The 23,828-nt window shown below is 64.4% G+C and carries 17 protein-coding genes; 2 read left to right on the top strand and 15 right to left on the bottom strand.

The features are described 5' to 3' along the window. Positions 1 to 95 precede the first annotated feature (95 nt). The gene (locus tag AC1RL5_RS17530) at positions 96 to 1,706 is read right to left on the bottom strand and encodes a glycosyltransferase family 39 protein (protein ID WP_093410280.1); all 1,611 of its coding nucleotides are present in this window, start codon (positions 1,704 to 1,706) and stop codon (positions 96 to 98) included. A gap of 331 nt (positions 1,707 to 2,037) precedes the next feature. On the opposite strand from AC1RL5_RS17530, the gene AC1RL5_RS17525 reads away from it, so the two are divergent. Beyond that, positions 2,038 to 4,230 (top strand): PA5441 family protein, encoded by a 2,193-nt coding sequence (locus tag AC1RL5_RS17525; protein ID WP_072453129.1) that lies wholly within the window; start codon positions 2,038 to 2,040, stop codon positions 4,228 to 4,230. Further along, on the top strand, positions 4,200 to 4,943 hold the full coding sequence (locus tag AC1RL5_RS17520) for a DUF3142 domain-containing protein (RefSeq protein ID WP_492589466.1): 744 nt from the start codon (positions 4,200 to 4,202) through the stop codon (positions 4,941 to 4,943). Before AC1RL5_RS17525 ends, AC1RL5_RS17520 begins: the two co-directional genes overlap by 31 nt. A gap of 96 nt (positions 4,944 to 5,039) precedes the next feature. On the opposite strand, the gene AC1RL5_RS17515 is transcribed toward AC1RL5_RS17520, so the two are convergent. The 14 genes from AC1RL5_RS17515 to AC1RL5_RS17450 form a co-directional block, all read right to left on the bottom strand. Next, on the bottom strand, positions 5,040 to 7,505 hold the full coding sequence (locus AC1RL5_RS17515) for a TonB-dependent siderophore receptor (protein ID WP_011058528.1): 2,466 nt from the start codon (positions 7,503 to 7,505) through the stop codon (positions 5,040 to 5,042). A 98-nt stretch (positions 7,506 to 7,603) separates the two neighbouring features. Then, positions 7,604 to 8,557, bottom strand: a complete 954-nt coding sequence (locus AC1RL5_RS17510) for a FecR domain-containing protein (RefSeq protein WP_492589465.1) — start codon at positions 8,555 to 8,557, stop codon at positions 7,604 to 7,606. Further along, entirely contained in the window at positions 8,554 to 9,063 is a 510-nt protein-coding gene (locus tag AC1RL5_RS17505; RefSeq protein WP_011058526.1) for a sigma-70 family RNA polymerase sigma factor, read from the bottom strand. The genes AC1RL5_RS17510 and AC1RL5_RS17505 overlap by 4 nt, the downstream gene beginning before the upstream one ends. 70 nt (positions 9,064 to 9,133) lie before the next feature. After that, entirely contained in the window at positions 9,134 to 10,615 is a 1,482-nt protein-coding gene (locus AC1RL5_RS17500; RefSeq protein ID WP_015633681.1) for an efflux transporter outer membrane subunit, read from the bottom strand. Then, entirely contained in the window at positions 10,612 to 11,682 is a 1,071-nt protein-coding gene (locus tag AC1RL5_RS17495; protein ID WP_011058524.1) for an HlyD family secretion protein, read from the bottom strand. Before AC1RL5_RS17495 ends, AC1RL5_RS17500 begins: the two co-directional genes overlap by 4 nt. A 14-nt stretch (positions 11,683 to 11,696) precedes the next feature. Beyond that, the gene (locus AC1RL5_RS17490) at positions 11,697 to 13,241 is read right to left on the bottom strand and encodes an MFS transporter (RefSeq protein WP_011058523.1); all 1,545 of its coding nucleotides are present in this window, start codon (positions 13,239 to 13,241) and stop codon (positions 11,697 to 11,699) included. Between the two features lie 176 nt (positions 13,242 to 13,417). Continuing rightward, entirely contained in the window at positions 13,418 to 14,344 is a 927-nt protein-coding gene (locus AC1RL5_RS17485) for a LysR family transcriptional regulator (protein WP_011058522.1), read from the bottom strand. Positions 14,345 to 14,559: 215 nt separating this feature from the next. Continuing rightward, positions 14,560 to 15,426 carry an ABC transporter permease gene (locus AC1RL5_RS17480; protein WP_011058521.1) on the bottom strand — a complete coding sequence of 289 codons (867 nt, stop codon included), beginning with the start codon at positions 15,424 to 15,426 and terminating at the stop codon, positions 14,560 to 14,562. Between the two features lie 33 nt (positions 15,427 to 15,459). Beyond that, a complete protein-coding gene (locus AC1RL5_RS17475; protein WP_207239892.1) occupies positions 15,460 to 16,320 on the bottom strand; it encodes an ABC transporter ATP-binding protein in 861 nt (286 codons plus the stop codon). A gap of 5 nt (positions 16,321 to 16,325) precedes the next feature. After that, a complete protein-coding gene (locus tag AC1RL5_RS17470) occupies positions 16,326 to 17,363 on the bottom strand; it encodes an ABC transporter substrate-binding protein (protein ID WP_015633677.1) in 1,038 nt (345 codons plus the stop codon). Between the two features lie 27 nt (positions 17,364 to 17,390). Then, positions 17,391 to 18,278, bottom strand: a complete 888-nt coding sequence (locus tag AC1RL5_RS17465) for a TauD/TfdA dioxygenase family protein (RefSeq protein WP_093410257.1) — start codon at positions 18,276 to 18,278, stop codon at positions 17,391 to 17,393. Positions 18,279 to 18,638: 360 nt separating this feature from the next. Then, positions 18,639 to 20,006, bottom strand: coding sequence for an HlyD family type I secretion periplasmic adaptor subunit (locus AC1RL5_RS17460; protein ID WP_011058517.1), 1,368 nt, complete (start codon positions 20,004 to 20,006; stop codon positions 18,639 to 18,641). Next, complete coding sequence (locus AC1RL5_RS17455) at positions 19,996 to 22,149, bottom strand: type I secretion system permease/ATPase (protein WP_011058516.1); 2,154 nt, start codon at positions 22,147 to 22,149, stop codon at positions 19,996 to 19,998. The genes AC1RL5_RS17460 and AC1RL5_RS17455 overlap by 11 nt, the downstream gene beginning before the upstream one ends. A 38-nt stretch (positions 22,150 to 22,187) precedes the next feature. Beyond that, on the bottom strand, positions 22,188 to 23,540 hold the full coding sequence (locus AC1RL5_RS17450) for a TolC family outer membrane protein (protein ID WP_103408217.1): 1,353 nt from the start codon (positions 23,538 to 23,540) through the stop codon (positions 22,188 to 22,190). Positions 23,541 to 23,828: the final 288 nt, after the last annotated feature.

Genomic DNA, 23,828 nt, shown 5'->3' with positions numbered 1-23,828 from the left:
CCCCGCAAGCGGGGACAGGACTGTGACTCCTGATGCAAGTCTAGGTCGCGCTGCAAGACACAAGGCCTCGAACTTCCGAACGGCACCCTGCGCGTTCATTGCCCGGCACAGGAGGCGCCGGCTGCCGAGTCACAGAGGACAAACAAGCGGGCCCGAGTACCACCCGCGGCGAACTGACCGACTTTGTGCCACCCCTGGGGCAATGGCGCGAATTCCTCGGACTGATCGTCCGACCCCACCAGCCAATACCGCCCGCTGCCCACTGACAAGGCGCTCAAGTGATCCAGGTAGACCTGATCCGGGTGGTCGATCAGGGTGCCGAAGCCGTAGGCGTTCGGCCTGCTGGAGGTGCCTCCCGGCAGCGGCGGCGTATAGAGCATCGGCTGGGCATCGGTGCGGTTGTAGTAGACGTAGCTCAAGTACCAGAGCATGTCGCTGATAACGATGCGGTCGCCCGCGACGTAGTGCCGGTTGACATAGTCGACCATCACGCTGATCTGGTCGTTGGCGTCGACATCGATGTTGTTTTTCAGCCCCACCGCTTCCAGCCCCACGAACCCCAGCAGCAACGCCAGCGCCACCAGCCGGGCAGTCTTAAGCCAGCGATCGATGAGCACCGCCATGATCATCGGCAAGCCCAAGGCATACGCGGTCAGGTAGCGTTCGATAAACACTGGCGAAGCGAACGACACCGCAAACACCAACAACAAAGGCAGCAGGGTGAAACTCGCCAGCAGCCCGCCGAACCTGGCAGGTGCACCATCACGCCAGGCCAGGACGCTACAGACCGCCAGCAACAGCAGCGGCATGCCCACGAACAGCGCGCCTGGCAGGTTGTCGCCTTCGTCCTGGATCAGCAATTGCCAGACCATCGCCGGCAGCGAAGACCAGGTGACCACCGGCTCCCAGCCGACATCGCCGTTAGCCTTCAACTCGTCCATGTGCCGCAGCAGGTCCAGCAACTCCGGAACCCAGGGCAGGAACAGCAGCACGATCGCCGCATTCGCCAGCCACCAGGCCGGGCGGGTGACCAGGCGCCCGCCACCCTCGACGCGCACGCCCGAAACGGCCAGGTACAGCCAGTGCGCCAGCACGCAGAACACCGTGAAGTAATGGGTGTAGAAAGCCAGGGTCATCAGCAGTGCGTAGCTCAACAGATAGCCGGGACGCGAAGGCTGGCGCAACCAGTACACCAGGGCCAGGGTCGCTCCCAACAGCAACAGGCCCAGCAGCGCATACATGCGCACTTCCTGGCTGTAGCGCACGGCCGTGGGCAGCAGGGCCAGCAGCACACCGGCGAGAATCGCCGCGCGACGGGTCGCCAGCAGCGCCACCAGCCACATGCCGAGCCCTACGGTAACTGTCCCTGGCAGCGCGCTGAAGGTGCGAATGGAAAAAATCCCGTCGCCGAACAGCTCAATCCAACCACGCAAGAGCATGAAATACAGCGGCGGATGGACGTCGCGGGCCGCATGAAACCAGATTTCGCTCAGCGAATACTGGCTGAGCACCAGGCTGGAACCTTCGTCGCCCCAGATGGCCGCGGCGGTCAGGTCATAAAAGCGAACGGCCGCAGCCAACAGCAACACCGGCAGCAACCAATACTCAAGCGCCAAGCGCATCAGCCGCTGCACACCTTGCTCCCGAGGCACGACGGCCCGCTCTTGCAAACGCCCGATCAACTCCGGCGCTCTGCGAAAATCCATTCCTTGCTCCCCATAAACTCGCCAGATCTGGTCGCTCAAACCCCGACAGCATCGTCCTTTGCCTGGAAAACCGCAAAGCACAGACGCAAGGGTAAAAAGCCGCTCCTCGAATGTCATGTGCGACGCCTGCCGATTGCCCTCGGGGACCGCGGTACGGGGTCGGGCCCGGCCATCACCGGCAATGGATGAACATAGACCGGAGCACAGCAAAGGCGCGTCACAGAACGGCGGATTTTCTAACCAGCGACGTAGGTGCCAGCCGGCGCCTTCTGTATGATTTTCGCCACACTCGGAACCTGCCCTCATGGCTTTTCTGAATTAAGGACAATTCATGCGCAAGCTTCTGCTCTCGGCATTGACCCTCACCGCCCTGTGCGCCGGCCAGGCCCAGGCCAGCTCGGATGACATCTGCTCGCCGAGCTGGTCGCTCTACTCAAATCGCCTGGACGGTTGCAGCAACCTGCCCTTTCTCAGCCCGGGCAACGACAGCCGGGTCAACCTGCGGCTGCTGCTGGCCGACCAAGGCAGCCTGCCCCTGGCACCCCGGGCCCTGACCCAGGATGAGCTGGGCATGGGCTACGGCCCTGTGCCCTTCATGCACTATCGCCTGCACCCGGCGCAGCCCGAGCTCGATCCCGACACTGGCAACCCACCCAAGCCCGGCCCCTCGCCCGCCACCGAGCAGCTCGACAGCCTGCTGCAGGCCGTGGGCCTGCGTCGCGATAGCAAGGAAGCCGCCGGGAACGGCTTTCTCTCCGGAGAAGGCAGCCGCTGCCGCAGCAACTCGGACGACAGTGCCCTGGCTTTTGTCGAGCAGCTCGACCAGGCGCCACTGAGCCCCGAAGAACGCCAGGCCCTGGCCGAGGCCCGGGTGCAACTGCTGGCCAGCTGCGACTGGAACGCCAGCGAAATGAGCAAGCTGCTGCCGGCCAACCTGAACTCGGCGGCGGCCAAGGCGTTCGCCGGCTACCTGCAGGCCGCCGCCGACTTCTACAGCGGCCGCTTCAACGAAGCCGGCAACGGTTTTGCCGCGCTCAAGGACAGTCCCCAGCCCTGGCTGGCCGAAACCGCGGCCTACATGAGCCCGCGCACCCTGCTCAACCTGGCCCAGCAGAACGCCTTCGATGAATGGAGCATGGTCAATCTGGAGCATGTGGACAAACCCGTCCTGCAACAGGCCGGCGCCGGTTTCGAGGCCTACCTGAAGACTTATCCACAGGGCCGCTACGCCGTTTCTGCCAAGGGTCTGATCCGCCGTGTGCACTGGCTGACGGGCGACACCCAGGCCCTGGCCGAGGACTACGCCTGGCAACTGACCCAGGCTCCCGGCACCCCGCGCAACATGCCTCTGGACGACCTGGTGGAAGAAGTCGACTACAAACTGCTGAGCCTGCCCGAAGACCACTTCAAGGCTCCGCTACTGCTGGCGGTCAAGGACCTGATGCGCATGCGCGACGCCCCATCGGCGCCCCTGACCCGGGACGCCCTGCAACAGCAGAAGGCCCTGTTCGCCAGCCAGCCGGCGCTGTTCGACTATCTCCAGGCCGCTTTCAGCCTGTATGTCGAAAAACAACCGGCGGCGGCGCTCAAACAATTGCCCAGCCAAGTGCCGGCGCAACTGGACTACCTGAGCTTCAGCCAGCAGATCCTGCGTGGCCTGGCCCTGCAGGCCCAAAAGGACTGGAAAGGCGCCGAGGCGCTGTGGCTGCAACTGCTGCCCCTGGCCCAGCAACCGCTGCAACGCGAACAGCTGGAACTGGCCCTGGCCTACACCTACGAGCGCAGCGGGCAACTGGCCAAGGTGTTCGCCGCCGACTCGCCGATCAAGACCGCCCAGGTGCGCGCCATTCTCCTGCGCCAGGTGGCCTCTCCCCAACTGCTGCGCCAGCAGGCACAGCAGGCCGACTCGCCAGCGGAGCGCAACGCCGCGCGCTTTATCCTGCTGTACAAGGACCTGACCCGCGGCCAGTACGCGGCCTTCGGCAAAGACTTCGAGCAACTGCCGCCCACCCTGCCCGACGCTAGCCTTGCCGCCAGCCTGGGCTACATCTACCTCGATACCCCGCCGTTGCAGGACTTCCACTGGAATGGCCCACAGCCCGAAGAAGAAAAACCCGACTACCGCTGCCCAAGCCTATTGGAGACTGCCGCGCTCCTGCAGCGTGACCCGAAAGCGCCGGCCGGGCTGCTCTGCCTCGGCGAGTTCATGCGTTTCAGCGGCTTCGACCGCATGCCCCTGGACACCCCGCCACCGGCCCAGAACCTGGGCGGCACCCAGGACACGTTCCCGGGCAAGCCGTTCTCGCGGCTCGACGGTTATCAGGTGGTGATCAACAACCCCAAGGCCAGCCGTGACGATCGCGCCTACGCGCTGTACCGAGCCATCAACTGCTACGCCTCCTCGGGCCATAACAACTGTGGCGGTGCCGGTGTCGAGCCCGCCGTGCGCAAGGCCTGGTTCCGCCAGTTGAAGACCAAGTTGGGGGATACCCAGTGGGCCCAGTCGCTGCGTTACTACTGGTAGGCAAGCGCCTGGGCTATGGCCTGCTGCTGTGGCTGTGCTGGGCAACGCCGGCCAGCGCGGCAGTGGACGCCACCGACTACGACGCATTCTGGCTATGGAGCGGGGTCAAGACCCAGCCGGTGCTGGGCCAGGCCAGGACCCTGTACCTCCTCCAGGGCCAGATCAGCCGTTCGCGGCGCCATCCGGCCAGCGGCGTCCAGCTCATCGCCCAGGGCCTGCCGGTGTCGCGCCTACCCCAGGAGCAGGTGTGGGTGGTCTACCGCGCCCACACCCTGGCCTGGCCCGAACCGCTGTATGACCAGTTGCTGGGCCAGGTCCGGCGTTGGCAGGCCACGGGCACCCAGGTGGTGGGCATCCAGATCGATTTCGACAGCAGCACCCACGACCTGGAGCGCTATGGCCACTTCCTGCGCGACCTGCGCCAGCGCCTGCCGGCGCACTACCGCCTGAGCATCACCGGGTTGATGGACTGGGGCAGCAACGCCGACCCGCAAGCCATCGGCCAGCTCAAGGGCGTGGTGGACGAAGTGGTGGTGCAGACCTACCAGGGCCGCCGCAGCATCCCCAACTACGCCAGCTACCTGCCGCGCCTGGACCGCATGGGCCTGCCCTACAAGGTCGGCCTGATCCAGGGCGGTGAATGGCAGGAACCCCAGGCCCTGCGCGACAGCCCCTGGTTCAAGGGCTACGTGGTGTTCTTGCAGAATCCTTGATAGCGAAGGCGGCCTGGCAGACGCCTTCGCTGGCAAGCCAGCTCCCACAAACAGCCGAAAGCGAACCCGGGACCTGCAAATCAGTCAGACAACCCCTTACCAGTCATAAGTCAGGCTCGAGACCATGGTCCGGCCTTCGCCGTAGTAGCAGTCCCAGATGCTGGTGCAGTTGGCGACGTAGGTCTTGTCGGTGAGGTTCTTCACGTTCAGCGCCAGCTTCACGCCCTTGAGCTGCAACGGCGACTTTTCAAGGTCGTAGGTCAGGCCGGCGTCGTACACGGTGTAGGAAGGGATCTGGAAGGCGCCGTCGTAGTCGGTGCCGTAGCTGCCCTTGACGTAGCGGGCGCCGACGCCCGCTCCCAGGCCTGCCAGGGGGGTGTCGCCCAGGATGGTGTAGTTGAGCCACAACGCAGCAGTCAGGGGTGGCATGCCCGCCGGGTGGCGACCCTCGCGGCCATCGTTGTCCTTGGTGTACTTGATGTCGTTGCGCGACGCCGAGGCAATCACGTCCAGCGACTCGCTGAGGCTGGCCTTGGCTTCAAGCTCGATACCCCGGGAGCGCACCGCGCCGCTCTGGATACTGAACCCGGGGTTGGCCAGGTCGGTGGTCAGAATGTTCTCCTGGTCCAGCTGATAGGCCGATACCTGGACGAAACTCTCCTGGCCCGGAGGCTGGAATTTCACCCCCACTTCGTACTGCTTGCCGGTGGAAGGCTCGAACGCACTGCGCTGGAAGCTGGTGCCGCTCAACGGCAGGAAGGATTCCGAGTAGCTGACAAAGGGCGCCAGCCCGTTGTCGAACAGGTACACCAGCCCCCCGCGCCCGGTGAAAGACTGGTTCTTGACGTTGGTATGGGCCCCACCCAGCGGCGCCTTGTTGTCGGTTTCCGCCCAATCGTTGCGACCGCCCAGCACCAGGACCCACTTCTCGTACTTGATCTGGTCCTGCACGTAGAGGCCGGTCTGGATGATGGTGTTGTCCCACTGGTAAGCGTTGCCGAAATTCAGCGACTGGCCGTAGGTGGGGGTGAACATGTCGAGAATCGGCGGGTTGTAGTCGTACTTGCCGTGGTATTTCGAATTGAAGTGGTAGTAATCCAGTCCCACCAGCACCGTGTGGTTGAACGGCCCGGTGTCGAACTCGGCCTGGGCGATGTTATCCACGCCGAAGACCTTGTTGTGCTGCTTCCAGTCGACCCCGTAGCGGGTCATGTAGCGCTGGTCGTCGAGCCCGGTCTTGGGGTTGGTGACGAACTTGTAGCCGTGCAGCGGCGCACGGTAACGGTCGTCGACGTCGGCGTAGCGGGCATTCTGCTTCAGGGTCCAGACATCGTTCAGGCGATGGGAGAACTCGTAGCCCACGACGAACTGGTCACGGTCGTAGGCATTGACCCCGGGCTCGCCGAGAAACAGGTCGCGGTCGATCTTGCCGTTGGGGTTGGCGAACACCGTGCCCACGCTGGGCAGGCCCTGGGCCTCGGGCACGTCGTTGTCCTTCTGGAACTGGGCAAACACCGTCAGTTGGGTGTCGTCATCCGGCCGCCAGGTCAGGCTCGGGGCAATGAACTGACGCTGGCGCTGCACGTAATCGATGGCGTCCTGGCTGTCGCTGGCCAGGCCGGTCAGGCGATAGAGGAACTGCCCCTGCTCATCCAGCGGGCCGCCCAGGTCCAGGGCGATGCTCTTGTGGTCGTAGCTGCCGGCTTCCACTTTCAGCTGATGCACGGGGGTCTCGGTGGGCCGCTTGCTGACCATGTTGACGATCCCGCCCGGCTGGTTCTGCCCGTAGAGCACCGAGGCCGGGCCCTTGAGCACTTCGATGCGCTCCAGGGAATAGGGCTCGATCTGCAGGGCACCACCGGTACTGCCACCGCCATAGGGCAAGTGCAGGCCGTCGAGGTACAGCGGAGTCGGTGAAAAACCACGGGAGGTGGGTTCGTCGAAAATCTTCACCCGGTCGGAAAAGCCGCCGCCGGTCATGCCCGGGGTATAGAGCAGCGCCTCGGTCACGCTCTGGGCACCACGGGCGCTGATTTCCTTGGCGCCGATCACGTTGATGGTCTGCGGAATCTCCACCAGCGCCGAGTCGGTCTTGCTGCCGGTGGCGCTGCGCTTGGCCACGATCCCCGGCACCGCGCCCCACGCATTTTCATCCACTTGGGTGGCGCCGATGCGGGTTGGCCCCAGCTCCAGCGCAGCGCCCTGGGCCACTGGCTGCAGCCCCCAGCTGGCGCCACTCTGGGTGGCTTGCAGGCCGGTCCCCGCGAGGAGCTGGTGCAGCCCTTGCGCCACTTCGTAGCGGCCTTGCAGGCCCTGGCTGTGCTTGCCGGCCGTCATGCTCGCATCCACCGACAGGAGAATGCCCGCCGCACTGGCAAAGCGGTTCAGCACCTGGTCGAGGTTGCCGGGGGCGATCTGGTAGTCGCGGGCCTGGCTCTGGCTGCCCGGCTCGGCCTGGACAATGCCTGGCAGCACGGGTGCCACCGCCAGCAGCGCAACAAAGGCTCGGCGGCGCGCGGTAGCGCCCAGGGTCAAAATGGATGCAGCGGTCTGGTAAGGCATTCCTGAACTCCCCATGAGAATGCGTCTTGATCGGCTTTCATGGGGTATCCCGAACGGCGCGCCGGAACCGACAACCGCCTGACAAAATATTTTTGCATTCAGCCTCGCGGCTTGAGGGTTACCCAGTAGCGGGTCACCGCATGGGCCCGTACCGGTAGCGAGCGCTCCAGGGCGGCGAGCACCGCATCGCTGTCGGCCAGGGGAAAGACCCCGGTCAGCAGCAAGCCCGCCACCTGCTCATCGCAGCGCAGCACCCCTGGCCGATACCGTGACAGCTCAGCGACGAACTGCCCCAGGGGCTGGCGTTCGGCAATCAACCGGCCCTCGCTCCAACTGCTGGCATTGACCTGGGCCACTTGCCGGGCCGACACCCGGCCGGCGTCGAACCACAGGCGTTCGCCGGCATTCAGTTGCAGGGCCTGGGTGTGACGGGGGCTGATCCGCAGGGCCCCTTCGTAAAGATCGACCCGGGTGCCGCCGTCCAACTCGCGCACGGCGAAACGTGTGCCCAGGGCCTGGATATCGCCGGCGGGGGTTTCCACGATCAGCGGCCGCGACGGGTCATGCCCGCTGGTCAGCAGGATCTCGCCCTGGATCAGGCGGATGCGCCGTTCGCTGGCGCTGAACAGCAGGTCGACGGCGCTGGCGCTGTTGAGGTCCAGGCGGCTGCCGTCGCTCAGGGTCAGGTGGCGTACTTCCCCGGTGGCGCTGCGCTGCGCGGCGAAGGCCGCTCGCCAGGGCTGGCTGTCCTGCACCAGGTAGCCGCTGCCACCGGCCACCAGCAGCAAGCCGAGCAGCTTCAGTGCGGCGCGGCGCTGCTGGTCCGGCGCCTTGGCCAACAGTACATGGGTGCTGTGTTCCGGCACGCCTTGCAGGGTCTGCTGCAGTTGCTGCAGGCGTTGCCAGGCTCGCTGGTGCTCGGGATCGGCCTGCTGCCAGGCGTCGAAGGCGCTGCGCTGCTGCGCGCTCAATTCGCCGCCCCAATGCAGCATCAGCCACTCGCTGGCCTGCTCGACAACGCTGGGGGCAATGGGTGCCTGACGAGGTTTCATTCTGCGTAGAGCACCTGGTAACAGGCCTGGATCGCACGGGTCATGTACTTCTGCACCGAGCTGACGGAAACCTCCAGGCGCTCGGCAATCTGCGCATAGCCCAGCCCCTCGAACTGCGACATGACAAAGGCCTGGCGCACCTTGTCCGGCATGCGGTCGAGCATGGCGTCGATCTGCATCAGGGTTTCGAGAATCAGCGCGCGGCTTTCCAGGGAGGGGGTCTGCGGCTCCGGCAAGTGGGCGATGCTTTCCAGGTAGGCGCGCTCGATGCGCGCGCGCCGCCATTGGTCGACCACCAGGTTGCGGGCGATCTGCGCCAGGTAGCTGCGGCTTTCCTGCTGCCCGGGAAAACGCCCCGAGAGCAAGAGGCGCAGGAAGGTGTCCTGCGCCACGTCCGCGGCATGCTCGCGATCGCCCAGGCGCTTGCGCAACCAGCCCTGCAACCAGCCGTGATGATCCTGATACAGACGATGGAGTTGAGCGTTGCCGTCAGTGGTGGCTTGCATGAATGAAACTGCGCACATGATTGAGAGCAATTATCATTACACTTTTTTCTCAATCCAGGCAAAACGCTTTTCAACCTGGCTGGCTGGCAGCCTGCAATGGGTAGACCGACTGCCAACCACCCCCCAGCGCCTTGTACAGGCCAACCATGGCCAGGGACACTCCGGCCGAGCTTTCCACCAACTGCTCCTGGGTCGCCAGCAAGGCGCCCTGCACCGTCAGCACGTTGACGAAATCCACCACTCCTTCGATGTACTGCTGCTGTGCCGTGCGCAGGGCGATCTGGTTCTGCCGCACCGCTTCGGCCAGGCTGTCGCGGCGCAACTGGCTGGCGTTGTAGCGGGTCAGTTGGTCGTCGATTTCGTGCCAGGCCCGCAGCACCGTCTGCTGGTAGGCCAGGGCTGCTTCCTGCTGCTGGGCCTCGCGCAACTGGAGCATGCCCCGCAGGCGGCCGCCATCGAACAGCGGCAGGCTGAACTGCGGGCCGATGCCGAACTGCCGCGAACTCCAGGAACCGAAGTCCGCCAGTTGCAGGGCCTGGGAGCCGAAGTTGCCGGACAGGGTAATGCGCGGATAGAAATCGCCCTTGGCCACACCGATGCTGGCCGTGGCTGCATGCAGGCGCGCCTCGGCCTGGCGGATATCCGGACGCCGCTCGGCCAGTTGCGAAGGCAGGCCGATAGCCACCTGGGATGGCGGTTGCGGCACTGGCGCATCGCTGGCCAGTTCCTGGTGCAAGGCCTGGGGTGGCTCCCCCAGCAGCAGGCTCAGGGCATTGATCAGCTGCGCCTGGCGCTGTTGCAGCTCCGGCAGTTGAGCCTCGATGGTGGCGACCTGGGCGGCGGCTTCGGCCACGTCCAGGTCGGTGGCCACGCCGTCGGCCAGGCGCAGTTGCGAGAGTTTCAGGCTGTGCCGGGCGACCTCGAGGTTCTGCTCGGTGACCGCCCGGGTGCTCTGCACGCCGCGCAGTTGGATGTAGTCCTGGGCGGTTTCCGCCAGCACCGACAGCAGCACCCCGCGCCGGTCGTTCTCCGCCACTTCCAGGGTCGCGTCGGCGGCCTCGGTTTCGCGCCGCACCCGGCCCCAGAAATCCAGCTCCCAGGAGGCGGAGAAGCCCGCTTCCCAGAGATTGAAGGCCGATTTTCCGTTGTTCCCCGAAGGGTCGTTCAGGCCCTCGGCACTGTTGCGCTTGCGCCCGTAGCCGCCATTGGCCGAGGTGCTCGGATAGCGTTCGGCAGTGATGACCTGGCGCGCCGCCCGGCTCTGCTGCAAACGGCTGGTGGCCAGTTGCAGGTCAAGGTTATCGCTCAGGACGCGACGGCTCAGGGCCGACAGTTGCGGGTCGTTGAACACCTCCCACCAGCGCTCCTGCATGGCACTGTCCACCGCCTGGCTGGCAGCGGCCTGGGCCGGGGCGGACCAGGCCTGGACCTGGGTCGCCTGGGGCCTCTGGAAATCCGGGCCGACATTGCACGCGGCCAGGGACAGCAGGCTCAGCGCCAGCAGAGTGCGGAGCCCGTGGGAGCGTCTGTGACGGCTGCGTTCGCGGCTCATCGCTGGGTCACCTCGCGGGCGCTAGTGGCAGAGCTGTGGGTGTCCACGCTGGCTTCCACCGACATGCCCACCCGCAACCGCTCGGCCAACGGCTGGTTGGGTTCCAGAAGGATCTTCACCGGAATGCGCTGCACCACCTTGGTGAAGTTGCCGGTGGCGTTATCCGGCTTCACCGCGGCGAAGGTCACACCGGTGGCCGGGGCCAGGCTTTCCACCCGACCATGCAGGGTCTCGCCGCCCAGGCTGTCGACCCGCACCTCCACCACCTGCCCGGCATGCATGGCCGTCAGCTGGGTTTCCTGGAAGTTGGCCAGTACATAGGCCTGCTGCAGCGGCACCACGGCAAGGATCTTGCTGCCCGGGGTGACATAGGCACCGACCCGCACCGCACGCTCGCCGACCATGCCGTCCACCGGCGCCACGATGCGCGTGTAGGACAACTCATAGCTGGCCATTTCCAGGGCCGCCTGGGCACGTTTCAAGCCGCCTTCGGCGGCGTCGCGCTGGGCGGTGAGGATCTCCACCTGCTTGCGCTCCGCCGCCAGGGCTGCGGTGGCGGTGGCCAGCCGGGCGCTGGCCTGGTCGATGCGGGTCCGGGCCTGCTGGGCGTTCTGCACCGTGCCGGCGCCGACCCCGGCCAGGTGGTTGTAGCGGTTCAGTTCATGCTCGGCAAAGGCTCGCTCGGCCTGGGCCGCGCTCAAGGCAGCCTGGGCCTGGGCGATCACCGAACTCTGCCGGTCCAGGGTCGCCCGGGCGTTCTGCAACTGCGCCTTGGCCACCAGGGTCTCGGCATCCGCCGCCTGGGCCGCGGCCCGCAGGTCACGGTCGTCGATCAGCGCCAGCAGTTGCCCGGCCTTGACCTGCTGGTTGTCTTCCACCAGCACTTCCTTGATGAACCCCGCCACGCGCGGGGCCACCAGGGTGTAGTCGGCGGCGATGAAGGCGTCGTTGGTGGTCTGCTCGCCGGCGCGGCCGAACAGCCCCGGCAGCGCCAGGTAGGCCAACACGCCAAGGGCCGCCACTGCCGCTACCGCAATGGCGATTTTGTGTTTGTTCTGGGTCGTCATGACAAAGGTCTCGTTCAAGTCGGCGCCCGCGGTGGGTAGATCCGCGTCGGCAGCCAGAAAATCAGCAGGATCAGCACAGCGGCCAGCCCTGCCATGCAGTAGTAGAGGTCGGCGGAGGTCAGCACCACGGCCTGCTGGTGCAGGCGCCGGGCCAGGCCGGCGACGCCGTCGTCCACCAGAGGCGAGTTGCCCAGGCTGTCCACCAGCATGGTCGAATGAAAATGCAGGCGGCGGGTGGTCAGCACATCCAGCACACCGGTGGCGATCACCGCCGCCAGGCCTTTCACAGTGTTGAACCACGCCGAGGCAAAAGGCCCTTCCATCGGGGTGATACTGCCGGTGGAAAGCATCAGCAATGGCAGTACTGCCATGGGCTGGCCGAAGATCTGCAGCAGTTGCAGCACATAGAAGTCGTCACGGATCCAGGCCGAGGTCAGGTGCGTACCGCCCAGACAGGACAGCACCAGCATGCCCAGGCCGATCCCCAGCACCCAGCGGCAATCGACCCAGCGCAGGTTGCACAGTGCTGCCACCAGGGGCAGCGCAAGCAGTTGCGGCAGGGCCATCACCAGCATCACCGGCGCGGTCTGCAACGGCCGGTAGCCCTGGACCTGAGCCAGATAGGCGGACGGGATGATGATCACCGCCGTCAGTACCACCAGCACCCCGGCCAGGGTCAGCAGGGCGAAGGACAGGTTGCGGATGCCGAGCATCTGCAGCTTGAAGAACGGAATCGGCTGCGACCATTCGTTGATCATGAACAGCACCAGCAGCACCAGCCCGCCGGCCAGCAGCACACAGATCAGCGGCGACTCGAACCAGTCCAGGCGGTTGCCCTGCAGGATACCGATCACCAGCATGCAGATCGCCGGAAAGCCCAGCAGCAGGCCGCGCCAGTTGAACTGCTTGAAACGCTCCAGGCGCAGCGGGTCCTGGGGCAGGCCGTAGGCCACCGCCGCCATCGCCAGCAGGCAAGGCAGCACCACCTGCCAGAACGCCCATTGCCAGCCCACGTACTCGGTCCAGAGTGCCGCCAGGGGCGTGCCCAGGCTGGGGCCGAAGGTGGCGGTCAGGGCATAGCCGGCCAGGCCGTAGAGCTTGACGTTGGCCGGCAGGAAACGCAGGGCCACGGTCATCAGCATCGGCGGCAGCGCGCCGCCGGCCAGGCCTTGCAGGGTGCGCAACAGCAACAGGCTTTCGTAGTTCGGGGCGAAGGGGCACAGCACCCCCAGCAGGGTGAACAGGCCAATGGCACACAGGGTGAAGCGCCGCAGGGAAAAGGTCACCGAACACCAGGGCGCGAAGGCCATGGCCGCCACCGAGGTGGCGGTGTAGCAGGCCACCAGCCAGGTGCCTTCGTCGTAGCCGATGAACAGCGCACCACGAATGTCCGCCAGGGCGATCTTGGTCACCATCTCGTTGAGGCCCGAGACCAGCACCGCCAGCAGCACGCCCACCAGGCCGATGATGATCCGCGGCCCGAACACCGGCGGTGCAATGGCTGCCGGCTTGCTGGCGGCTTCAACCGAAGCAGGCGCAGCGACAGCGAGGGAACTCATGGAAATACTGCTCCAGACAAGAAAACCAGAGCAGTTTATGAACAGCCGATGCTGACGAAAACTGACTTATCGACAGTTTATAAGTGCGCCAGACGCAATGATTCACCCTGTTGACCGTAGGAACTGGCTTGCCAGCGAAGGGGCCCTCAAGACCGCTTTCGCCGGCAAGCCGGCTCCTACGAGGAGGTCGGCTGGGCTTCTTGCCAGGTGGCCTGGCAGGAGGTGCGCAGGGTTTCGCGAAACCACTTGTGCGCCGGGTCCTTGTCGTAGCGCGGATGCCAGGCCTGGGTCAAAACCAGGGTCGGCAGGGAAATCGGCAGCACGAACGAACGCAAGCGCAGGCCCAGGCGCGAGACGCTGAGCAGGGTTTCCTGGGGCACCGGCAAAATCAGGTCCGAATCCGGCAGCATGAACATGGCGGCGTGGAAGCTCGGGGCAATCAGCGGCACCCGGCGCTCCAGGCCCTGCTCGGCCAGGGCCGCATCGATAGGTCCACGGGCTATGCCCCGACGAGACATGCTGATATGGGGAAACGCGGCAAAACGCTCGGCGGTGATGTCTTCGTCCAACAGCGGGTGGCCTTCGCGCACCAGGCCGACAAAGGCGGTGGTGAACAGGTTCTGCACCTTGACTTCCGGGGTCAGGGGCCGGGTGTTGCTAATCCGCAGGTCGATCCTTCCCTCCCGCAGGGCCTCGTCATCGCCATCGCCTTCGGGCACGAAGCGCAGCTCGCACAGGGGCGCCTGACGCTCCAGGGTATCGATGAGGCGACCGCCATACACGCCGACGAAAAAATCGTTGGCGCGCACGTTGAAGCGCCGCTGCAGGGAACCCAGGTCGACCTTGTCCGCCGAGCGGAACACCAGCGCCGCCTGCTCCACTACATCGCGCACCTGGCTGCGCAGTTCCAGGGCCTTGGGGGTGGGCACCAGGCCGCGTCCGGCACGTACCAGCACGGGGTCGCCGAGGGCGTCGCGGATCCGCGTCAGGGTCCGGCTCATGGCCGCCGGGCTGAGGTTCATGCGCCGCGCCGCGCCCACCACGCTGCCCTCGTCGAGCAAGGCGTCGAGGGCCACCAGAAGGTTCATGTCCGGAAGTTGCATGCTGAGCACTCGTGACTGGTCAGGGATGATCCAGGCGCAATGCTAGCAGGCTTGGCGCCTAGGAAAATGAGGGAGATCAATCCTTACCCGTGAACCCACTAGCCGCGTAGGAGCCGGCTTGCCGGCGAATGGGCCCTCGAACCTTGCAGAGCCCTTGAGGACGCTTTCGCTGGCAGGCCAGCTCCTACGGTCGGGGGGCTGGCGGACGAGGTAGCTCAGCGCTGCATGCCCCAGCGTTTTACCGTGATCCGCTCCAGGGTGTCGAAGATCAGGTTTTCCACCAGCAGGCCGATGAGGATCACCACTGCCAGCCCGGCAAACACCTTGTCGGTGTACAACTCATTGCGGTTCTGGAAGATGTACCAGCCCAGGCCACCCTTGCCGCTGGTGGCGCCGAACACCAGCTCGGCAGCGATCAGGGTGCGCCAGGCGAAAGCCCAGCCGATCTTCAACCCGGCGAGAATCGACGGCAGCGCCGCCGGGATCAGGATGAACAGCACCAGGCGCAGGCCCTTGAGGCCGTAGTTGCGCCCGGCCATGCGCAGGGTTTCGGAAACCCCGAGAAACCCGGCATAGGTGTTCAAGGCCAAAGCCCAAAGCACCGAATGCACCAGCACGAAGATCAGGCTGTTCTGCCCCAGGCCGAACCACAGCAGCGCCAGGGGCAGCAGGGCAATGGCCGGCAGCGGATTGAACATCGAGGTCAGGGTGCTCAGCAGGTCACGGCCAAGCCGGGTCGAGACCGCCAGGGTGGTCAAGGCAAACGCCAGGACGATGCCGATCAGGTAGCCCTTGAGCAGCACCACCAGGGAAATGCCCACCTTGCCCAGCAATTCGCCGCTGAGCAGGCCCTGGTAAAGAGCGCTGGCAGTTTGCAGAAAACTCGGTAGCAGCAGGTCGTTGTTCTGGTAACGGGCCACGGCTTCCCAGAGCAGCGCCAGCAGGACCAGGATCAGGCTCTTGCGCAACCAGCCTTGTTGCCAGAGGCGCTGCCCCAGGGGCAGCTCGCGCTCCAGGGGCACTTGCAGCAAGGGCTGCAGGACAACTTCGTATTCCTCGCGCGCAGGGGATGAGTGGCTCATCGGGCATTCCTCGTTCAACGGTGGCCTGACGGCTCAATAAGCGATACGGATATCGGCGAAATCCAGCTCGGTTTCAGTTTCCGGCGATTGGCCTTCATCGAACAGCAAGCGGTGGATGCGCCGCGCGGTCTGCTGAAAGGCCACGCCACCGAGGCTCTGCAGGTCGTATTGGTGGCTGTGGACTTCCGCCCGCACGCGCCCCGGATGAGGCGACAACAGGAGGATGCGATTGCCCACCACCAGCGCTTCCTCGATGGAGTGAGTGACGAACAGCAAGGTGAAGCGCACCTCCTCCCAGAGCCGCAGCAACTCCTCCTGCATCTTGCGTCGGGTCAGGGCGTCGAGGGCGGCGAAAGGTTCGTCCATCAGCAGGATCTTCGGCTGCATGGCCAGCGCGCGAGCGATCGCCACCCGGGCCTTCATGCCACCGGACAGGGTATGCGGATAGGCATCGGCGAAAGCCGCCAGGCCGACTTTTTCCAGGTATTCCAGGGCACGCTCTTCGGCCTCGCGGCGGCCGAGGGTCTTCGACGCCAGCAAGGGAAACATCACGTTCTGCTTCACGGTTTTCCAGGGGGGCAACTGGTCGAACTCCTGGAACACCACGATACGATCCGGCCCGGGCTGGCTGACGCGCTGGCCTTGCAGGCGAATCTCGCCCTCACAGGGCTGGATGAACCCGGCCACGGCCTTGAGCAGGGTCGACTTGCCGCAGCCTGAAGGCCCCAGCAGGACAAAGCGGTCGGCCGGATCAACCTCGAAACTCACCTGGTGGGTGGCCCGCACCACCCGCTGTGGGGTGCGGTATTCCAGGCTGACTTGTTCCACCGCCAACAGCGCCGGGGCGATGGCAGCGCGATTGCTGGCCGTGTGGCCTGGCAAGGGGGCGTTCATGGCGATCAGCTCCCCTGCAACGGTTTGGCATCCTGGAAGAAGTAGTCCTTCCACGACTCGGGCTTGTTCTTGATCGCACCGACCCGGTAGAGGAATTCCGCCAGTGGGTAGGTGTTTTTTGGTGTCACGCTGAACTCGAACTGCGGGTTGTCGATGATCTTCAGCAAGGCGGCGCGGTCGATCTTGGCCTTGGTCACGCGCAGGTAGGTATCGGCGGCTGCGCCCTTGTCGTGCTGGGCGAACTCGGCCGCTTCGGCCAGCGCTTCGACGAAGGCCTTGTAGGTCTTGGGGTTGTCGTTGCGGAATTTCTCGGTGGCGAACAGCACCGTCGGTGAGTTGGGCCCCAGCAGGTCGTAGGTATTGAGCACCACGTGCACATTGGGGTTCTCCAGGGCCTGGTCCTGGAATGGCGGGTTGGAGAAGTGCCCGGTCAGCTCGGTGCCGCCGGCAATCAGCGCGGCGGTGGCGTCCGGGTGGGGAACGGCGATGGTGTACTTGTCCAGGCGATTGAATTCCTTGTCGCCCCATTGCTTGGCGGCGGCGTATTGCAGGAAGCGCGACTGCACCGAGACCCCCACCGCCGGTACCGCAATGCGGTCCTTTTCGGTGAAGTCGGCGATGGTCTTGACCTTGGGATTGTTGCTCACCAGGTAGTAGGGAAAGTTACCCAGAGAGGCTACGGCCTTGACGTTTTGCCGGCCGTGGGTGCGATCCCAGATGGTCAGCAGCGGCCCGACGCCGGCCCCGGCAATGTCGATGGAGCCCGACAGCAGCGCGTCGTTGACCGCCGCGCCGCCGGACAGCTGGGTCCAGTCGACCTTGATGTCGATGCCCTGCTCCTTGCCGTGCTTTTCGATCAGGTTCTGGTCGCGCACCACATTGAGCAGCAGGTAGACGATACCGAACTGTTCAGCGATGCGGATCTCGCCTTCGGCCTGGGCCGGCGCAGGCGCGACCAGGCTGCCGGCCAGCAGGCTGAAACCCAGGCCGATGGCCGTGGCCAGTCTGCCGAGGCGGGGAATGAAGGGAATGGATAAGGACATGCTGGTTCTCCTGCCGTGCCTGGCTGATCAGTAAGGGGCGTCGCCCTGGATGGTGGTGCGATACAGCTTGCGGCGCAGATGGCTCGGGCAACCGGCGGCCAGGTGGATCAGCGAGCGGTTGTCCCAGAACACCAGGTCGTGGGGCTGCCATTGATGGCGGTAGATGTTGTCCGGCAGCACGCTGTGGGCATACAGCTCGGCCAGCAACTGGGCGCTTTCGTCTTCCGGCAGGCCAACGATGCGGGTGGTGAAGCCTTCGCTGACGAACAACGCCTTGCGGCCGTTTTCCGGGTGAGTGCGCACGACCGGGTGCACCACCTCGGCGACCTGGGCCAGTTGCTCCGGGGTCAGGGTCGGGCGCCAGTTGCCCTCGAACTTGGTCTCGCTGTAGCGCGCCGTGTAGGAGTGGGCGGCGCTGCGCCCCTCGACCGCCTTGCGCAGCGCCTCGGGCAAGCTGTCCCAGGCCTGGTGCATGTTGGCGAACAGGGTGTCGCCCCCTTCGGCTGGCAGTTCCTGGGCGTGCAGCATCGAGCCCAGGCTCGGCAGTTCCTTGTAGGAGAGGTCCGAGTGCCAGAACTTGCCGGCGTCCCCCAGGCCGATGGACTGGCCATTCTCGATGATGTTGGAAACGATGAGGATTTCCGGGTGCCCGGCCAGCAGAAACTGCTTGAGCACATGAATCTGCAACACACCGAAGCGACGGCTGAAGGCAATCTGCTGTTCGGGGCTGATGCGCTGGTCGCGGAACACCACTACGTGATGGTCCAGGTGGGCGCGGTGGATGCGGGCGAAGTCCTGGTCGTTGACTGGCCGGGACAGGTCGATGCCGACGATCTCGGCGCCTACAGCCCCATTCAAGGGCCGGATTTCGAAAGCTTGTGCGGCAATGGAGGCGGCACTGGCTGATGCAGACATGACTGAAACTCCCGCGCAGGCGCGCCCAGGGCGCGCGCGTCGATCAGAAACTCACGGAGATCCCGTGTGGGTTCATTTCGTGCGGCGCGCCGATTGGTCGGCAGGTACGCAGGGAGTCAACTTTATAGATATAAGAAAACGAATTTAAATACCGTTATTGAATAACGATATGTTGATTCAACCGATGGACCGCTTGGGGACGGTACGCCATCGATGGAGCCCATGGCGCTTGCGGACGGCGCGCTGTCGACGGCTCCATGACACAGGCTGCAGGAGTGAGCTTGCCGACGAAGGCGCTCTCAAGGTCCCTTCGCTGGCAAACCAGCTCCTACAAGGCTGGCAGGTGGTTTCTTACATGGATCAGCGTTCGTGCAGGGCTTCGGCGCGGGCGCGGATGATCGGCTTGAGCAGGTAGCTGAGGATGCTTTTCTTGCCGGTGATGATGTCCACCGAGGCCACCATGCCGGGGATGATCAGCAGCGGCTTTTCATCGGTGCCCAAGTGGCTGCGGTCGGTGCGCAGCTTGATCATGTAGTAGGTGGTCTTCTTGTCTTCATCGGTGATGGTATCGGCGCCGATCTGTTCCAGGCGGGCCTTGAGGCCACCGTAGATGGTGTAGTCATAGGCGCTGAACTTGACCACCGCTTCCTGCCCCGGGTGCAGGAAGGCGATGTCCTGGGGACGGATCTTGGCTTCCACCAGCAGGGTGTCGTCCAGGGGGACGATTTCCACCATGTCGCTGCCCGGCTGGATCACCCCGCCGATGGTGTTGACCATCAGCTGCTTGACGATACCGCGTACCGGCGAGGTCACCAGGGTGCGGCTGACCCGGTCTTCCAGGGCCTTGCCGGTGGCGCTGGCCTTGTTCAGTTCGGTGCGCGCTTCGTTGAGCTGGGTCAGGGCCTCGCTGCGGAACTTGCCGCGGGTTTCATCGATCTTGCGCTGCACTTCCTTGATCGCCGATTCGGCGCGAGGGATCGCCAGGGTGGTCGCGTCCAGCTGGCCACGGGTTTCCACTTCGGCACGCTTGAGCCGCAGCACTTCCACCGGCGACACCGCGCCCTGGGCCACCAGCGGCTCGGACATGGCGATTTCCTGGCGCTGCAGACCCAGTTGCTGGCGGTATTGCGCCTGCTTGGAGGTGAACTCGCGCAGTTCCTGCTGCTTCTGGATCAGCTGTTCCTGGAGGCCACCGATCTCGTCATGCAGTTGCTGGCGACGGCTCTGGTACAGGGATTTCTCACTAGCCGCCTGGCCCGGCGCTTCCTTGACCGCCTCGGCGGGGAAATTCAACTCGCGTTCATCCACCTCGGCGCTAAGGCGCTCGACCCGCAGCAGCATGGACAGGCGCACGGTCTCGGTCTCGCCGACGTTGGACTGGAAGCGCGTGTCGTCGAGGCGAATCAGCGGCGCGCCGGCCTCGACTATCTGGCCTTCCTTGACGTACAGCTCGGAGACGATGCCGCCTTCCAGGTTCTGGATCTTCTGCAGCTTGGAGGAAGGAATCGCCTTGCCCTCGCCCTTGGTTACTTCGTCGATCACCGCGAAGTTGGCCCACAGCACCAGGAACAGGAAGAACGCGATGATGCCCCAGATGGTCAGGCGGATAACCCGCGGCGCATCTTCGATCAGTGCCTTGTTGACCTCGGGCAGCGGCTGCCCCTGGAGCGAATCGGTGCCTTTGAAATAGCGACGGATCGAGTCCTTGAATCCCGACTTAAGCAACACTGATCTGCCCCTTCTTCAACGCTTCCATCACCACCGCTTTCGGGCCATCGGCCAGGATTTGTCCACGGTCCACCACCAACAGCCGGTCCACCAGCGACAGCAACGACGCCCGGTGGGTGACCAGTACCACGGTCTTGCTCTGCACCACCGCCTCCAGGCGCTGTTTCAAGCGCTCTTCGCCGGTGTTGTCCATGGCGCTGGTGGGCTCGTCGAGCAGCAGGATCTGTGGGTTGAGCAACAGCGCGCGAGCCAGGGCGACGTTCTGCCGCTGGCCACCGGAAAGGTTCTGCCCGCGCTCGCCCACCTGCAATTCATAGCCCTGCGGGTGCAGCCTGGCAAACTCATGGACCCCCGCCAGTTCCGCGGCCTGCAGCACCAGTTCGTCCTCGACATAGCGGGCACCGGAAGTCAGGTTGTCACGCAGGGTCCCGGCCAGCAGCTGGATGTCCTGGGGCACGTAGCCGATGTTGTGACGCAGTTCGCTGACGTCGATCTGGCGGATGTCCACACCGTCCACCAGCAGGGCACCGGAGTCCGGCTGGTAAAGCCCCACCAGCAACTTGGCCAGGGAGCTCTTGCCGGAGCCGCTGCGGCCGATGATGCCGACCTTTTCCCCCGGCTTGATCATCAGGTTGATGTTCTTCAGCGCCGGGTTCTGCTGCCCCGGGTAGGTAAAGCTCAGTTGCCGGCACTCGATGGCGCCCTGCAGCACGCTGCGGCTCAGGGGGCGCTCGTCGAAATTGCGCTCCTGGGGCAGCTCCATCATCTGGTCCACGGAGGTCATGGTGACCCGCGCCTGCTGGTAGCGGGTCAGCAGCCCGGACAGCGAAGCCAGCGGGCTCAGGGCCCGACCGCTGAGCATGTAGCAGGCGATCAGGCCGCCCATGCTGAGGTTGCCGTCGATGATCTGGTACACGCCGAAGATGATCATGATCACCCCGGCCAGTTGCTGGATCAGCAAGGTGATGTTCATCGCCAGGCTGGACAGCATCTTCACCCGCAGCTCAAGCCGGCTGAGGGTGCCGATGGTCTGCTCCCACTGGTACTGGCGCTCGCTCTCGGCGTTGTTGACTTTGACCGCGTCCAGGCCGGCCAGGGTCTCGATCAGGCTCGACTGGCGCTCGGCCCCCAGGGCCATGGTCTTTTCCATGGTCGCCACCAGCGGCTTCTGCAGGGCATAGCCGATGCACAGGGCAATCGGGAAGGCCAGCACCGGAATCCACACCAGATGCCCGCCAAGGATGGCGATCACCAGGAAGATCAGCAGGGTGAACGGCAGGTCGATCAGGCTGGTGAGGGTCAGGGATGCGAGAAAGTCCCGCAGGCTCTGAAACTCATGGATGTTCTGGGCGAAGCTGCCGACCCGTGCCGGGCGGTACTTCATGGCCATGCCGACGATGCGCTCGAACAGCGTGGCGGAAATGATCAGGTCGGTCTTCTTTCCCGCCAGGTCCAGGCACAGGCTGCGCAGGCCCTTGAGGATCAGGTCGAAGATGTAGGCGCCGATGATGCCGATGGACAGCACCCACAGGGTCGAGGTGGCCTGGTTCGGCACCACCCGGTCATAGACGTTCATCACGAACAACGGCGCGGCCATGGCGATGATGTTGATCAGCAGGCTCGCGGCAATGGCGTCGGCATACAGCCAGCGCGAGCGCTTGAGGGTGTCGCGGAACCAGGAACGGGCGCGGGGGATCAGCGACCCGTGGTTGACGTCGAACTTGTGCTGGGGCTGGGCGAAGAACACCTGGCCGCTGTAATCGTCGGCCAGCAACTGGCGGTCGACACAGACTTCGCCGCCATCGCTTTCGCTGAGCAGCAGCCGCGCCTGGTCTTCACCCTGCCAGCCCAGCAGCACCGCGCTGCGGCCGTCCTTGAGCAGCAACAGGGCGGGCATGGCGATGGCTGGAATCTGTTCGAGCTTGCGCCGCAGCACCCGGCCCTGCAGCCCGGCCCGGGCCGCGGCCCGGGGCAGCAGCTCGGCACTCAGGCGCTGGGATGGCAAGGGCAGGCCGGTGGTCAGCATCGCCGCACTGGCGGGCTTCTGGTGCAGGAAGCAGAGGGTCAGCAAACCATCCAGAAGGGGATCGTCATGCATGCCGCGTGGATCATGACTGAGTTGCACACTGACTTCTGATTCCACGCTCGACACTCTTGACTGGCTGGTTGGATGAAATTAGCTCAATTCATCCCGGGCAGCTGGACCTTGGGCCTCACATCGCTTTGCACGACGGAGGCCATAGGTGCCACCACTCCCTGGCTTTTGAGCAACTCGCCCATGGTCGCCTTGATTCGATATTGAGTAAATAACTGAATGTTCTGGATCTCGGCCAGGCGCCGGGAGGCGGTGAACAACTCGTTTTCACTGTCGAGCAAGTCCAGCAGGGTACGTTCACCCAGGCTGAACTGCTTCTGGTAGGCGGTCCGCACGCTGGTGCTGTGATCCACGTATTGCTGGGCGATCGGCACCTGGGCGTTGGCGTTGTTCAAGGCGTTCCAGGCCAGGCCCAGTTCCTCGTTCAGCACCCGCAGGGCGTTGTTGCGGATATCCAGCGCCTGGTTGGACTGGTAGGCCTTGGACTCCAGGTCGGCCTTGTTGCTGCCGCCGGCGAACAGGTTGAAGCGCATGCGCAACATCGCCTGCCATTCATTGTTGTGGCCGTTCTGGCCATCCAGGTCGTTGTCGGCAGTACGCCCCAGCTCCGCGTCGAAGCGCGGATAGAACGCCGACTTGGCGGCATCGTACTGCTTCTCGGCAGCGACGATATCGGACTCGGCGGAACGCAGGATCGGGCTGTTTTCCAGCATCTGGTGCCGGGCCTCGTCGAGGTTGGCCGGCAACATCGCCATAAAACTGGCAGGGCGCTCCAGCTGGTCCGGCATTTCTCCGACGGCACTCAGGTAGTTGGTCTGGGCGTCGGCGAGGTTGGTCTGCTCGGTGATCAGGTTGTTGCGGGCCTGGGCCATCCGCGCTTCAGCCTGGTCAAGGTCGGCGCCGCTACCCACGCCACGCTGGGTGCGCAGCTTGATCTGGTCGTAGATACGCTCGTGATTGCGCAGGTTGTCTTCCGCCAGTTGCACGAATTGACGGCGGGTCAGCACATCCAGATAGACCTGGGCCACGGTCAGGGCCGTGCGCTCGGAGGTGCCCAGCAGGGAGTAGGCGCGGGAGTTGACGGTGGCTTGTTGACGCCCGACTTCGCTGGACGTGGCAAAACCGTCAAAAACCATCTGTTGCAGACGCAAACTTGACTCGCCGCGGTTCAAGGTTTCCCAGTGATTGCTGCCTGTACCCGCACGGGTCGTAGGGTTATCCGTCCCTTCACGACCATAGCCAGCTAGCATGTCCACTCGTGGCAGATAGCCACCTTTGGCGGCTTTCAACTGGTAGTCAGCAGCCAGACGGCTGTTAACGCCGGCTTGGATTTCCGGGTGCACATCCAGTGCTTTCTGCATGGCTTCAGGAAGGGTTTGAGCCTGCACAAAGCTGGCGGCTAAGGCAAAGGGCAGGGCCTTGAACAGATGAAAACGCATGGTAAGAATTTCCCTCGGACAGCGTGTCCAGAATCACGTCAGAACGTGGCACCACATCGATTTATTACAACCAAAACAACCGTCCGTCGGAAAGTTCAAACTAAGAACTGGTTCACATACTTCAAGTCAGGTTACCGCGTGAATATCAATGTGACATTAATTCGGCGATTGTTTAGGATGGCGTCCATAAGGTCAATAGTTTGGCATAAAGTTAATACCCAAAAAATATAGCCAAACTTTTGACGGTAGTTCTGTCAATTACCCGTTCCCAATTACACACCTAGTACG

The sequence above is a fragment of the Pseudomonas sp. GW822-FHT06D10 genome, from assembly GCF_058799535.1.
Note: the sequence above shows the minus strand (reverse complement) of the source record. Positions and strands in the feature narration are given on the sequence as shown.

Bases quoted from the DNA above. Each gene is read 5' to 3' on its own strand.
- AC1RL5_RS17530 (WP_093410280.1), bottom strand. From the start codon at position 1,706: ATGGATTTTCGCAGAGCGCCGGAGTTGATCGGGCGTTTGCAAGAGCGG.
- AC1RL5_RS17525 (WP_072453129.1), top strand. From the start codon at position 2,038: ATGCGCAAGCTTCTGCTCTCGGCATTGACCCTCACCGCCCTGTGCGCC.
- AC1RL5_RS17515 (WP_011058528.1), bottom strand. From the start codon at position 7,505: ATGCCTTACCAGACCGCTGCATCCATTTTGACCCTGGGCGCTACCGCG.
- AC1RL5_RS17510 (WP_492589465.1), bottom strand. From the start codon at position 8,557: ATGAAACCTCGTCAGGCACCCATTGCCCCCAGCGTTGTCGAGCAGGCC.
- AC1RL5_RS17505 (WP_011058526.1), bottom strand. From the start codon at position 9,063: ATGCAAGCCACCACTGACGGCAACGCTCAACTCCATCGTCTGTATCAG.
- AC1RL5_RS17500 (WP_015633681.1), bottom strand. From the start codon at position 10,615: ATGAGCCGCGAACGCAGCCGTCACAGACGCTCCCACGGGCTCCGCACT.
- AC1RL5_RS17495 (WP_011058524.1), bottom strand. From the start codon at position 11,682: ATGACGACCCAGAACAAACACAAAATCGCCATTGCGGTAGCGGCAGTG.
- AC1RL5_RS17490 (WP_011058523.1), bottom strand. From the start codon at position 13,241: ATGAGTTCCCTCGCTGTCGCTGCGCCTGCTTCGGTTGAAGCCGCCAGC.
- AC1RL5_RS17485 (WP_011058522.1), bottom strand. From the start codon at position 14,344: ATGCAACTTCCGGACATGAACCTTCTGGTGGCCCTCGACGCCTTGCTC.
- AC1RL5_RS17480 (WP_011058521.1), bottom strand. From the start codon at position 15,426: ATGAGCCACTCATCCCCTGCGCGCGAGGAATACGAAGTTGTCCTGCAG.
- AC1RL5_RS17475 (WP_207239892.1), bottom strand. From the start codon at position 16,320: ATGAACGCCCCCTTGCCAGGCCACACGGCCAGCAATCGCGCTGCCATC.
- AC1RL5_RS17470 (WP_015633677.1), bottom strand. From the start codon at position 17,363: ATGTCCTTATCCATTCCCTTCATTCCCCGCCTCGGCAGACTGGCCACG.
- AC1RL5_RS17465 (WP_093410257.1), bottom strand. From the start codon at position 18,278: ATGTCTGCATCAGCCAGTGCCGCCTCCATTGCCGCACAAGCTTTCGAA.
- AC1RL5_RS17450 (WP_103408217.1), bottom strand. From the start codon at position 23,540: ATGCGTTTTCATCTGTTCAAGGCCCTGCCCTTTGCCTTAGCCGCCAGC.